This is a genomic window from Paenibacillus sp. FSL H3-0286, from assembly GCF_045040705.1.
In the GTDB taxonomy this organism is placed as follows: domain Bacteria; phylum Bacillota; class Bacilli; order Paenibacillales; family Paenibacillaceae; genus Paenibacillus_AQ; species Paenibacillus_AQ odorifer.
This window is the reverse complement of sequence record NZ_CP150285.1, coordinates 5,989,961-6,002,444: the sequence shown is the minus strand read 5'-3', so window position 1 is coordinate 6,002,444 and position 12,484 is coordinate 5,989,961. Positions and strand designations below refer to the sequence as shown.

Here is a 12,484-nt window from a genome sequence, read left to right as displayed (position 1 = left end):
GAAGTAAACTCGAAGTAGCTAAGCTCACAAAACTTTTAGGAGGAAAGATATGCTTAAGACAGAACAGCTATCATTAGCAAGACAGATGGATTTGGTGTTTAGGGAACTGCAAGAGGAATTGTCAGGACTATCTTCCGGTACGGTATTTGTGCAAATACGAAATAATACCATTGGCAAATTCGGCATACGTCATCATCCTTTAGCCGGTCGGGGGGGTGGATTCACAGAAGTGAAGGAAGGAATAACGGAGAGCCAGCAGTCTTCTTTTCGTCTAATGGCACTGGAGAGTCTGAAATACAAACGCCGTTGGACTTATGGTGAGATCAGCTATGAGTTCGCTATAAGACAGGGAAAGCTAATCGTAGATGCTACGCTGGAGTCTAATTATAATATGGCGAATCTGATGATTCGATCTCCCCGTAATGCTTACGCCGAGAGTGCTGATCAATTTTTAAGTTAAACGTTTTACATAAAAATTGTTTGCAGCTGGGATTATAGGCTATAAATTAGAAAAACCTCCCACAGCTTCTGGAAGAAGTGTGAGAGGTTTGAAAGCTAGTCGGCAATAGGCTTTTTAAGACCTCTGCCGGATAAAACACTTAAGATAACGATGTTACTGACGACCGGACAGTTGTTGTTCTGCCAGTTGTACTAGACGTTTAGTGATGTAACCTCCCAAAGAACCAGTTTCGCGGGAAGTGTAGTTCCCGTAATAACCGTCAGCTGGGATCGTTACTCCAAGCTCTTGTGCTGCTTCATATTTCAATTGTTGCAACGCTGCATTTGCTTGAGGAACTACAAGGTTATTGGAACGGCTGCTACGACCTTGACCTGCTTGACCCATGTGTGTCACCTCCTTCGCCCGTTGTGAAGATAGTATGAGCGCTAAGAGGCTAATTCATGCATGCTATCGAAAGGTTTTAAGGATGGTAATTATTAGTCGATTAAAAGTAAGGGTAGGAAAGCCTAAATAACTAAGCTCGCACAAAAAATCGGCCTTCTCTTACGTAAACGCAAGGGAAGACCGATATAATGTATATCTGCTTTAATTCTCGGGATAGATCATTTCCAGCATAGTGGACAGCTCAAGACTTTGACCTGGTTCTACCTTCAGCAAGCCCGTGAAGGAAGGGTCATCTGAAACGTTAGGAGCATCCGGGAGCCAGGTGTAAGGTTCGATGCACAGAAATTGATCGGCCGGTCCTTTGGTATACAGGACCCAGTGACGGAAATGATTCTCGTCAGCTGTATAACGAAGACCATAACCATCATCGCGTAATAGCAAGGCTTCTACGGGCTGCTTGTCACCAATACGTAGAGCAGTATCAAAATTAGTTCCCTGGAGGTTGATTCCAGAGTTTAGTGAATCTAGATCACCAAGTGGAATTAGATTGCCGCTAGGGAGCAATTCATCGTTTAGTTCATAAATGCTGTTTACGGGCAGCTTGAGATTCCAGCGTTCAGGTTCTCCATCGATCATAAACCAGGTGTGATAACCGATCCCAAAGGGAATACGGTGATCGCCGAGATTTGTAACCTTTAAAGTCTGGCTGAGCCGGGCATCCTGAAGCCTGAATGTCATTTCGAATTTGAGTGGAATGGGAAATTGCTCCATCCAGTGCGGATCATCTTCAGTAAGGAATTCAGTAGTGACTGCACAACCGTCCTCGTCTTCTTCAATATCGCTGACACACCAGGATTGAGTCCGGTGTAGACCATGGATATGATTGTCACCAGCGGTATTCTGGTCAAATTGATAACTTGTACCCTCGAATTGAAATTTTCCTTTACGAATTCTTCCGGGTGGAATTAAGAGCGGGATGCCAAAATGGTAAGGTTTTTGCATAAAGAAAGCTTGATCGCTTTCATCAGGCCGCCGCAGAATTTCCCGTTGTTCCTTTACATCAAACAATGAAATCACGTTGTTTCCTAGTCGCGGCAAAAGCGTGACTTCCAGTTCGCGGCTGTGCAAAATATAAGTATCATAACCGCCCCACTGCCCTTTGGTCACCTGTTTCATGAGATATGCTCCTTTATCGTAACTGTAATCGAATAGAACATGGATAACCTTATCATAACAGATTTATGCGGAAGTGGTTAAGTGATTTGACAACTTCTCTTTATGGTTCTATGATGAAGGCATTAAATTATGATGAGAATGTGATGACGGGGACAAGTAGACAGGAAATGCACCTTCAGAAAGCCGGTGGTTGATGCGAACCGGTAGGACACTCCTGATGAATGGACCCCTGAGCGCCGCGCTTGAACGGGAGCAAGATGCCCTAGTAGACCGGCCGGATCTTCCCCGTTAACGGAAGACTAAGGCTGTTTCCCTTTGACTATACAAAGGTTAAGCAGCGAATAAGGGTGGCACCACGGTCTCACGTCCCTTGCGGATGAGGCTTTTTTTGCGTTCTCGGAAATCGGAAATTACATCTAACGGAGGTCTATATTATGTTGAAAAAAGTAATGTCAGGCATACAACCGAGCGGTTCTCTAACTTTGGGTAACTATATCGGAGCGCTGAAAAATTTTGTGAAGCTGCAAGACGATCATCAATGTTTCTTTATGGTTGTCGATATGCATGCGATCACCGTTGCTCAAGATCCTGCGGCACTGCGTGAGCAGTCTGAAGCTGTAGCTGCACTCTTTATCGCGGCAGGAATTGATCCTGTGCGTTCGAATGTATATATGCAGTCTCATGTGCCTCAGCATGCGGAATTGGGCTGGATCATGACTACGCTAACGGCAATGGGCGAGCTTGAGCGTATGACACAGTTCAAAGATAAATCATCAGGTAAGGATTCAGTTGGCGCGGGCCTATTCGTATATCCTTCTTTAATGGCAGCAGATATTCTTGTTTATAATGCGGATCTTGTGCCAGTAGGTGAAGATCAGAAGCAGCACTTGGAGTTGACCCGTGATTTAGCGGGCCGATTCAATAACCGTTTTGGCGAATTCTTTACGATTCCTGAACCGTATATCCCTGAAGTGGGCGCACGCATTATGTCTCTGGATGATGGCACTAAAAAAATGAGCAAGAGCAGCCCGAATGCAGGCAGCTATATTGCCCTGTTGGATTCGCCGGATGTGATCCGTAAAAAAATCAGCCGCGCAACGACTGATTCTGGACGTGAAGTGATCTTTGATCCGGCTAACAAGCCAGAGATTAGTAACTTGATGAGTATTTACTCGGAATGTTCTGGGATGTCCCTCCAGCAAATTGCCGATCGTTATGAAGGACAAATGTATGGTGGCTTTAAGAAGGATCTTGGGGAAGTGGTTGTATCCACACTTGAGCCTTTGCAACAAAGATATCATGAAATTCGCAGTTCAGGTGCGATCACTGATATTCTTGCTGAAGGTGCTGAACGTGCACGTATTGTTGCAGCTGAGACGTTGAATGGCGTAAAAGAGCGGATGGGCTTTCTGCCAGCTCGTTAATCTTAGTCAGAGCTTAAGCTTTCCTGTTTGCGTCTAATTCTGGCTTTGAGGATAAATCCCCAGCCAATATTCATTACGCAAAGAAAACCAAGCAGAAGTGCCAGCCAGAAGCTATAGCTGATCGCGATTGAAGCGGCAGTGAGAATAAGAATAGAAGAACAAGCGAACCAAAGTGAGAGTCCTTTACCCATTAAGAGCCTTCCTTTCCGTGTCTGCTAAAATGAATCCCGGAGTATTATAAAATACTCCGGGATTTTTTGTGATTATAGAATAGATCTCTCAGTAAGTCTACAGTTTCATCGTAGAGAACCAGGGTCGATGGAAAATCGTTTGTCGAGCTTATCACTGCTAAGCCAGCCTACATAAGTATTTAAAGGTTTATATTGGTTATCCATAACTAATACAGCCACAAAAGGGTATTGTTTGCGGTGTAAATAACGAACGTCTCCCCAGCGCACCATATATCCTGAAGGAAGCTCCTCCACTTCGGCAACCGCATAAGAGGTGAAATATAGAAAGGACTGAATATCTGGATGCGACTTGGATATTTCCACAGCGGGATGATTCGAGCAGACCGCATGTTTGAACCATTCCAGGCGGTTGTTCAGTAGCTGTCCAACGTCATAGCTGCCGTCTTTTTTCACTTTAACTACGTTCCAGCGTTTAAGTGAAATTGTAGGGATTACAATATAACGTTCACCAGCATTATGGTGTATATCTTTAAGCTTGATGTTTCGTGTAAGGCGGGCATGAACAATTGTTCTCCAAATATAATAAAGAATGGTACAGGCATAAAGCGTAATAAATAAAGGTTTGGGCGGCACAATCCCAGTGATCCAGAGTAGAATAGCTGCGATATGGCTGCCAAAAATAAATGGATCGAAAATGTGGATGATATTCCAGGCAATCCATTTCTCAGTAAATGGACGGGCGGCCTGGGTTCCATAGGTGTTAAACAGATCAGAGAAGACGTGCACGCCTACGCCTATGAAACCCCAGAGTGCAACATGGCTTAAAGCTGCCAAATCAGTAAATCCAAACAGAGGCCCTAAGACTAGGGCAATCAGAGCGGGCCACAAAATTAGAAAAGGCAAGGAGTGTGTGATTCCCCGGTGATTACGAATATATATTGCATTGTCCTTTAGTCTTAATGCGGTATCGGCATCAGGAGCTTGTGAGCCTAAAATCGTAGCCAGCATAACGGCTCCGGCCAGTTTAGGGTCAGAAGCAACGACAGGATCTACGAATGAAAGTCCGGCTAACCCTATGCCCATAACTAAATGTGTAGCGGTGTCCATTGGTCAGTTCTCCTTTGTTGTTCGGAAGTACATTATTAATAATTACCCAAATACAGCTTAGGTTATTAACGGGCTGGAAATAAATATTGTCACGTAATTGTCAAATTCATGAACATACTGTGCCATGACTGTCAAAGTCTCCTCGGGTTTGATATGATAAAGTTAACAGCGAAGTCTATTTAGTGCTTCGGCTAGAACGTTAGAAGTTCGTTTAGAAGGAGGATCATTTGGTGTGGATAATCATATAACATTTCAAGCTTCTTCCGATTCTGCAGCTATGTCTGCAAAATCTCCACCGGAAGGTGCAAGTTGGCGTGATTTCATTACCGTAACAAAACCCGGTATTATCCGATCTAACCTCATCGCTGCCTTTGCAGGATATTGGCTGGCTTCAGGTTGGGATGTTCAATACGGCAGATTAGTTCTGACTCTGCTCGGTACAATGCTGGTTATGGCTTCGGCCTGTGTTTTTAATAACTATTTCGACCGTGACCTGGACATGAAGATGGAAAGAACGCGCGATCGGGGGCTTCCTACAGGACGACTGAAACCCAAAACCGTATTGCTGTATGCTATTGGGCTTGGAATTGCGGGCTTGATTGTGCTGTTTGCTTTTTCCGGAGTTTTAGCCGGTCTGTTCGGGATTGTAGGGATGTTCGTTTACGTTGTAGTATACACCCTTTGGTTGAAACGGACATCAACATGGAGCACTTCAGTAGGTGCGATCTCTGGAGCTATGCCACCGGTAATTGGCTATGTTGCAGTTACAGGAACAGTTGATCTAGGGGCTTGGCTGATGTTTGCGATGTTGTTTCTGTGGCAACCTCCCCATTTCTGGGCGCTCGGGATTAGACGTAAAGAAGAATATAGAGCCGCTGGATTTCCGCTGCTGCCTGTAGTCAAAGGAACACGTCGTACGAAGTTTCAAATGATTCCTTATGTAGCACTGTTGCTGCCTATTCCAGTGTTAATGTACGCCTACGACTATGCGGGCATTTTTTATCTGGTGATTTCAACAGCGCTGTCTCTGGCTTGGTTAATCATAACCTTGATGGGCTTTGCAGCAAAAGATGACGAAGTCTGGGCGAAGAAGAACTTCCTCTTCTCCATTAACTACCTAACGGTAAGTTTGATCGTACTTGTATTGAATACGATTCACGGTTAAGAAGAGGGAGGGTATTATTGTCCGTGCAGACCTTTAAGCGTTATAAATGGACCTGGATTCTATTATTGCTTGCTTTGGTAATGGCTGGTTATCTGGCAGTTAATTCTTTGAATTTAGGAAAAGAAAAACTGCCGGTAATCGGAGAAGTGCAGGACTTTTCACTTGAAAATGTGGATGGAGACCAGATTACTCTGGCTGATACACAAGGTAAGGCACGGCTGGTATACTTTTTTTTCACACAATGTCCGGATGTATGTCCTATAACTACGTTTCTGTTATCTCAGACGCAGAAAATTCTGGTCGACGATGGCAGCTTTGGAAAAGATACGGCGTTCGTCTCTATTTCTTTTGATCCAGAGAATGATACGCGTGAAGCCATTAAAAGCTTTGCGGACCGTTTCCAGGCAGATTATAAGGGTTGGTACTTCTTACGGGGGGATCAGGAAGTCATTCGTAAGCTGGCAACTGATTCTTTTAAAGTACTAATTGCAGGGAATAGTAAAGAAAATTTCGTACATGCCAATCGCATAGCATTGGTTGATCGAGACAATCGTCTCCGTGCATTGTATGACGCAGGGGATACGGATAACATAACGCCTGAATTTCTTGCCGATAGGCTGAATGAATTGGCTCGTGAATAGAACATAACCGCATAACAGAAACGCCTTTTTCGAATCCCATTTATTGAAGGATAACGAAAAAGGCGTTTTTAATTTCTTAGGCAATATATCGCGAATCAAAAAGGAATGGGTTCAGGGTAAATGATGAACTCTTCCAGACCCGCTTTTTCAAGCTGATTAATATTGTATTCATCTGGAGTGCCTTCCACTCCGGCATAACCCCGGCGCGTATAGATGTGACCGGCATCGGGAAAGGCATCGCGGAGAATCCCGCGTATTTTTTTGCCTGAACTGTCGTTATCCATATAAAGATATACTTCTCCATCTCCTACTTTTTGTCGCAGGGACTCGAGTTTGAGCGTATTTAATGTACCAAAGGTACAGAGGATTTCGACTTCCGGTACCAGCACGCGTCGTAATCTGCTGCGATCGTTTTTGCCTTCGACAATAATCGTAATGGACATTTGCTGACAATCACCTCCGGAAATGAAGTCTGAACTTACAGACTCATTATAGTTTACCGAAGGAGGAGCAGTTTTAACAACTGTTTCTACAGGAAAATCTTCATTCCCCGGGAAATGTCGTAAAAACAATAAATCATGCGGCCCGCCCATTCCATTTGGAAGAGTAGGTAGACAGCTTGGTTGAATTTTTTGGCGGAAGCAGTAATAGTGCAACCATCAGCAATAGAAAGGCAATGAAATAAGGCGAAACAACGGCTCTTAATTGTCCTGCGGCCACAGGGCCTGCGAATGCGCCTAGTGACATGGCTATCGACTGCATGGAGAAGGTGCGTCCCATACGTCCTGGTCCACCTAGACTAATAAAGAGCGATGCCATTGCAGGAAATAATATTCCTTTGGCTGCACCCAGCATAAAGAGAATAACGGAAGCGGGAATGCTGTGAAGTGAGGCGAGCGCAAAAAAACAAAGGGCCATACCTAGCAAGGCCACGGCTATTCTTCCTCCTGGGGAAAAGCGGTTCAGGAAGAACAAACTGAGTGTTACCAAAGCCCCTAAGCTAAGGAGCGATAAAAGAATGCCTGTGGAAACAATGCTATTACTTCCGGTCTGAGATAGAGGAAGTTCAAAAAACAGAACCCCTTGTGAACAAGAAACGAAAAAAGGCAGCAGATAATAACGTTTGGAAACTGGATTGGCATCGGATATAGGGACCGAAGGAAGATCCTGTTTTTTTAAAGGAGGTGCTGCAGAGTTTACAGGGCGTACTAAACGCCGGGCAGGCGCCGGTACACTGAAAAAAGCCATGATGCCTGTAGCGATAAGCAGCCATCCCAATGTGGTGAAGGTGCCGGAATAGCCAGCTTTAGCTACGATAAAGGCCCCCGCTGCCGGGGATACCACTGAAGCTAAGGTATGAACGATACCATGTCCGGACATATATTTCCCCTGCTCAGTAGCATCAGATGATAATGAAGCCAGCAAGGTCATGCACGCTGGAGAGAGGAAGGCGAGCGCGAACCCGCTTGCTGCTCGTAGCATCAGCAAATGCCACGGAAGCTGAGCATGAGCCTGCAGCAGTAGAATGGCTCCCGCAGTAACAAGGCTAAAGACGATGTAGCGGCGGCTGCCATTACGATCGACGAGTACGCCTGCGAGCAAATTGCCAGGAAGATGGGTTAACGAATACATGCCCATCATCCAGCCAATAAAGGCGGGTCCCGCACCAAGAGAGATGGCAAAGGGCGTTAGAATAGGATACTGTGCATGTAAATCAAAAAACGCCAGAAAAAGAAACAGGTACAGCCACAGCGCAGTTTTCACAGGGAAACACCTCCGAGAGCCACCTACAATAAAGATTAATGCAGGAAGGCGGATTTTAAGAAGATCAAATTTAAGCAACTACTTGTACTTTACGTGGGACAGAGAGGGCTTATACCGCTTTTTTAATTCCTATAAGCAGGTATACCTTTCTCTGGCTGTGGAACCATGAATTATGATGGGCATTCATGTATAATAATTAATATTGGCGTCATGTCTATAGAGGAGATAATCCTTAGGACGAAACTAGGTGATAGGGGTGTTGTGAGGTTGATGGATCCAGAGGTGTGGTCACAGTTTATTAGAGAGAATTGGTTAGTTATTGTTATTGCGCTCATCCTGTTGTTCGCGGTTGTTAATTTGGTCAAAACGATGTTGAAATGGGCGATTGTCATTATTATCGTTGTAGGTCTATTCATCTATAGTGGTGTGACAATGGACCAAATTGGTAACGCTGTGAATAAGGTGGCAGATGGAACGGTAAGTACGGTGAAGAAGGAAGCACAAGAGGTTATGCTTAAAGAGGCGCAGGATGCGAAGTACACTTCAAATGGTGACGGAACATTTACGATCACAACTCCGAATATTGAAGTGAAAGGTACTACTGGCGAAGATAAGGTAGAGGTTACTTTCCGCGGAGTTAGTCTTGGGAAGTGGAGTATTACTGATACCACACAAACATTTATCGAGGAAGCTCGGAAACATCAATAAACGGCTTCAGTTTAAATCATTATCAAAAACAAGCAAGCGGGCGACTGAAAGGGGAGATTGGATATGATAAACGGTTGGTTGACTAGTCTGAGTGATGCAAATATCATCTCCATCGCCCTCCTGCTGGTAGTAGTCTTTTCACTATTGCAAGGCTGGAGCAGAGGGTTCTCAAGTGCTACCGGAAGATTATTCGGTCTGCTGGGAACAGGACTGTATACAATAGCTTCTTTGGTGCTGGCCATTCCTGCTGCGGCTTATCTCAATCCTCATGTACAGACTTGGGCAGCAGGAATAAGTCTGCCTGATAAACAGCTGACCCAGTGGCAGCAAATTTATTATACGGCTGTGTCTGTGCTGGCGGAATCGCCGCTGGTGCGGTTTCTATTGTTGTTATTGCTCTCTTATATCTTAATTCGCATGCTTCTGGGATTGTTGTCTATGCTGCTCCCATTCCATCAGCTACGGCGCACCAAGACATTTAAGGACAGAAAGATTACGCAAGTAAGCCGTATGGGCGGAGCTATCATAGGATTAATTATAGGCTTGACTCGTGGTTTAATTATTGTGCTTGCTCTCTTCATTTGTGTTGGCCTAAATCCAGAAAGTCAATTTAGCCGTTATGTGGAATCTTCTCCGATCTACAGTCAAAGCGCTGCCGCTGTATTTGAGCCCTTTGTTGGGGAGACCGTGCAGAAAAAGCTGCCTATTCTGACGAAGACCGTTGCAGCTGAGATGAATGATATCCTGCGCAGAAAATATGAAGTTATTGATCATGACATTCCACAAGATATTGTGGGTGCGGCTGAAGATATTATTGGACAAGCGCAAGGAGACGAGAAGAAAGCCAGACTACTGTATGATTGGGTAGGAACACGAGTAACTTATGATTACGCCAAAGCGGAAAATTATGAAAAAAATAGAATTTGGCATGAACAGACCCCGCAGGATACCTTCGACACACGCATAGGGGTATGTATTGATTATGCCCGTCTTTACGCTGTAATGGCCCGCTCCCAAGGATTGCAGGTGCGCGTTGTAACGGGTCAAGGCTATGATGGTCGAGGCGGGTATGGCGCACATGCCTGGAATGAAGTTTATATAAGTGACCGGCAAGCTTGGATTCCATTGGATCCCACTTGGGCGAGCAGTGGAGATTGGTTTAATCCGAAGGATTTTGACGATACGCATATTAGGGAGAACGCACTCTGAGTGAGGGCGCCGCACTCCTTCCGTGTGGTACAATAAACTCATACCAACCGCTCTAACACAAATGCGAGTGCAATGCTCACAATCAGCTTCTTAGAAATCACCTTCATTATAAGAGCAATGTCGCTGGCTAAGGCAATTCAGACATTATTTTTATATAGAAGGGAAGAAAGCTGGTGAGCTTTGGGAAGCAGCTCCCGCCTGCGGACGGGAAATCTTCGAAACATTCTGTAGGTCTGAGATTGAATCTGTTTTTCTTTGGCACTTTTTTTATTTTTTGTATCATTATTGTGCGTCTTGCAGGTTTGCAGTTTACTGAGGGAGCTTTGCTGACAGAAGAAGAGATCAAACGGGATACGAAGTTTGTTCCGCTGGCAGCCATGCGAGGGATTATTTTTGCTGCCGGGGGTGAGCAGATAGCCTATTCTACACCTGTTGAGTCGCTCTATCTTACCCTAAATAAGGAATATACAGCTAAAACTACCGATAAAGTAACGGGTGAAACCTCACTAACGGAAAAAGCGAAAAATAAGTCTAATGACCTTGCAGCAAGATTAGTAGCGGAGTTTGAGAAATATGGAAGTGCAGATGCCCCTAAGTTAACGCAGCAGGACGTGCTGGATTTACTTGATCTGGACTTTAAAAAGTATCTGGGTTATGTACCGCGTCGTATAAAAGCAGGGCTAACTTCAGAAGAAATAGCTTATTTCATGGAACATAAGGATGAATATCCAGGTATTACCATTGTGGAAGAAAGTGTACGCCACTACGATAAAGATACGGTAGCTGTGCAGACGGTGGGTTTTGGTAAACCTTTTAAATCAACCGAAGACATAGCGATGTACAAAAATATTCGTAGTGCAATGAAAGACAATTCTTCACCGGGACTTATGTATAAAACGGAAGAATATGTAGGATTTGACGGTCTGGAAATGCAGTATCAACGCGAACTGCGCGGAGAAAATGGTTATCAGGTCATTTCGGTCACTCCTCAAAATATGGCGGAGAAGGTAGAACAGACCGTTCCCCCTGTAAAAGGCAATAACATTTGGATGACCATTAATAAGAATGTTCAGATGAAGACTGAACAGGCTATATTGGATCAGATTAAATGGCTGCATACCAATGCTGTTCAAGGCGAAACTCATCCTGATGCTTTAACAGGTTATGCAGTAGCAATGGAAGTAGAGACTGGGAATATTGTCGCTATGGCGAGTATGCCTGATTACGATTCGAATGTATGGACAAAGGACTCGCTGCCTACATCTGTCTGGAATAAAATTATGAATAATCATCTGAATGGTACAATTACCTCGAATTCTTCCGGGAGATCGGGTCATGATTTTAGCTCACTTGTATTCTTGGGATCGACCATTAAACCGTTAAGTGTATTAATTGGTTTAAATGAAGGGTTTTTTAACACCTCGAGCACCTATCCCGATGTGGGGATTACCTATTTCGGTAAGGATGATAAATCATCGGTTAGAAATTCATCAGGTCACGTCTATGGAAAACTGTATCCGGCTGATGCTATCAAGCAATCCTCTAACGTATTTATGGTAGATATGGTCGGAAAGCAACTATACAAGAAATACCTGGGGGATAAAGGTGTAGAGGTCTGGGACGAATATATGAAAAAGTTCGGACTGGGTGTGTCAACACAAAGCGGTCTTCCCGGTGAATCACCAGGTCAGATTAACTATACAGATTTCAAGGCTGCAGGGAGCTCACAGGCCGCGCTCGTCTACGCATCTTTTGGCCAGCAAGGCAGTTATACTACATTACAGCTTGCCCAGTATGCTACTACACTTGCAAATGAAGGTGTTCGAATTAAACCGCAGCTTGTAAGTAAGATTACTGATGCGCAAGGTAAGGTGGTTAAGGAATTTAAAAAAGAAGTGCTTAATAGCGTAACCTTTGATAAATCGTTCTGGAGAGAAATCAAACAGGGAATGAGCAGTAAAGTTAGTGCTTTTGACGATTTTCCTTATGATTTTGCCCGTAAGACAGGAACCTCTGAAAAAACGGATAGAAAAAATATAAACCGTGATAACGGGGTCTTTATTGCCTTTGCTCCACGTGAGAATCCGAAGCTGGCTGTAGCGGTTGTGATTCCGGAAGGCGGCTTTGGCTCCAATAGTGCAGCTCCGGTTGCCCGTAAGATTTTTGATGCTTATGATTGGGAATATGGGCTGGATGGGGTTCCGAAGAAGAATATTCCACCTGTGGCAGATCCCGTTCAAGAACAATAAGCTTAA

General features: G+C 44.4%; 13 protein-coding genes and 1 other annotated feature. Of the genes, 7 read left to right on the top strand and 6 right to left on the bottom strand.

Features of this window, described 5'->3' with window-relative positions:
* Positions 1–49: 49 nt before the first annotated feature.
* On the top strand, positions 50–460 hold the full coding sequence (locus tag MHB37_RS26790; RefSeq protein WP_405168697.1) for an O-methyltransferase: 411 nt from the start codon (positions 50–52) through the stop codon (positions 458–460).
* A gap of 153 nt (positions 461–613) precedes the next feature.
* On the opposite strand, the gene MHB37_RS26785 is transcribed toward MHB37_RS26790, so the two are convergent.
* Both MHB37_RS26785 and MHB37_RS26780 read right to left on the bottom strand, forming a co-directional pair.
* A complete protein-coding gene (locus MHB37_RS26785) occupies positions 614–844 on the bottom strand; it encodes an alpha/beta-type small acid-soluble spore protein (protein ID WP_036685295.1) in 231 nt (76 codons plus the stop codon).
* A gap of 201 nt (positions 845–1,045) precedes the next feature.
* Positions 1,046–2,020, bottom strand: coding sequence for an aldose 1-epimerase (locus MHB37_RS26780; RefSeq protein ID WP_076184767.1), 975 nt, complete (start codon positions 2,018–2,020; stop codon positions 1,046–1,048).
* Between the two features lie 134 nt (positions 2,021–2,154).
* Positions 2,155–2,394 (top strand) — a binding site (T-box leader).
* Positions 2,395–2,457: 63 nt separating this feature from the next.
* Between MHB37_RS26780 and trpS the strand changes: the two genes are divergently transcribed.
* Positions 2,458–3,444, top strand: a complete 987-nt coding sequence (trpS, locus tag MHB37_RS26775; RefSeq protein WP_036685592.1) for a tryptophan--tRNA ligase — start codon at positions 2,458–2,460, stop codon at positions 3,442–3,444.
* 2 nt (positions 3,445–3,446) lie between these two features.
* Here the strand turns inward: trpS and MHB37_RS26770 are convergent, their stop codons facing one another.
* Together MHB37_RS26770 and MHB37_RS26765 are read right to left on the bottom strand one after the other, a co-directional pair.
* A complete protein-coding gene (locus MHB37_RS26770; RefSeq protein WP_036685291.1) occupies positions 3,447–3,635 on the bottom strand; it encodes a hypothetical protein in 189 nt (62 codons plus the stop codon).
* A gap of 105 nt (positions 3,636–3,740) precedes the next feature.
* A complete protein-coding gene (locus MHB37_RS26765) occupies positions 3,741–4,742 on the bottom strand; it encodes a metal-dependent hydrolase (protein WP_036685288.1) in 1,002 nt (333 codons plus the stop codon).
* Between the two features lie 232 nt (positions 4,743–4,974).
* On the opposite strand from MHB37_RS26765, the gene cyoE reads away from it, so the two are divergent.
* Entirely contained in the window at positions 4,975–5,907 is a 933-nt protein-coding gene (gene cyoE / locus MHB37_RS26760) for a heme o synthase (protein ID WP_036685285.1), read from the top strand.
* A 23-nt stretch (positions 5,908–5,930) separates the two neighbouring features.
* Positions 5,931–6,548: an SCO family protein gene (locus MHB37_RS26755; protein WP_036685589.1), complete on the top strand. Its 618-nt coding sequence runs from the start codon at positions 5,931–5,933 to the stop codon at positions 6,546–6,548.
* A gap of 95 nt (positions 6,549–6,643) precedes the next feature.
* Here the strand turns inward: MHB37_RS26755 and MHB37_RS26750 are convergent, their stop codons facing one another.
* Together MHB37_RS26750 and MHB37_RS26745 are read right to left on the bottom strand one after the other, a co-directional pair.
* On the bottom strand, positions 6,644–6,991 hold the full coding sequence (locus MHB37_RS26750) for a DNA primase (protein ID WP_036685586.1): 348 nt from the start codon (positions 6,989–6,991) through the stop codon (positions 6,644–6,646).
* 133 nt (positions 6,992–7,124) lie between these two features.
* Positions 7,125–8,312, bottom strand: coding sequence for an MFS transporter (locus tag MHB37_RS26745; protein ID WP_076127992.1), 1,188 nt, complete (start codon positions 8,310–8,312; stop codon positions 7,125–7,127).
* Between the two features lie 270 nt (positions 8,313–8,582).
* On the opposite strand from MHB37_RS26745, the gene MHB37_RS26740 reads away from it, so the two are divergent.
* The 3 genes from MHB37_RS26740 (at position 8,583) to MHB37_RS26730 (ending at position 12,478) form a co-directional block, all read left to right on the top strand.
* Positions 8,583–9,020: a hypothetical protein gene (locus MHB37_RS26740; RefSeq protein ID WP_076127990.1), complete on the top strand. Its 438-nt coding sequence runs from the start codon at positions 8,583–8,585 to the stop codon at positions 9,018–9,020.
* Positions 9,021–9,083: 63 nt separating this feature from the next.
* Positions 9,084–10,229, top strand: coding sequence for a transglutaminase domain-containing protein (locus MHB37_RS26735; RefSeq protein ID WP_076281937.1), 1,146 nt, complete (start codon positions 9,084–9,086; stop codon positions 10,227–10,229).
* A gap of 173 nt (positions 10,230–10,402) precedes the next feature.
* Positions 10,403–12,478, top strand: a complete 2,076-nt coding sequence (locus tag MHB37_RS26730) for a penicillin-binding protein 2 (protein WP_254848804.1) — start codon at positions 10,403–10,405, stop codon at positions 12,476–12,478.
* The last annotated feature ends 6 nt before the right edge of the window (positions 12,479–12,484 follow it).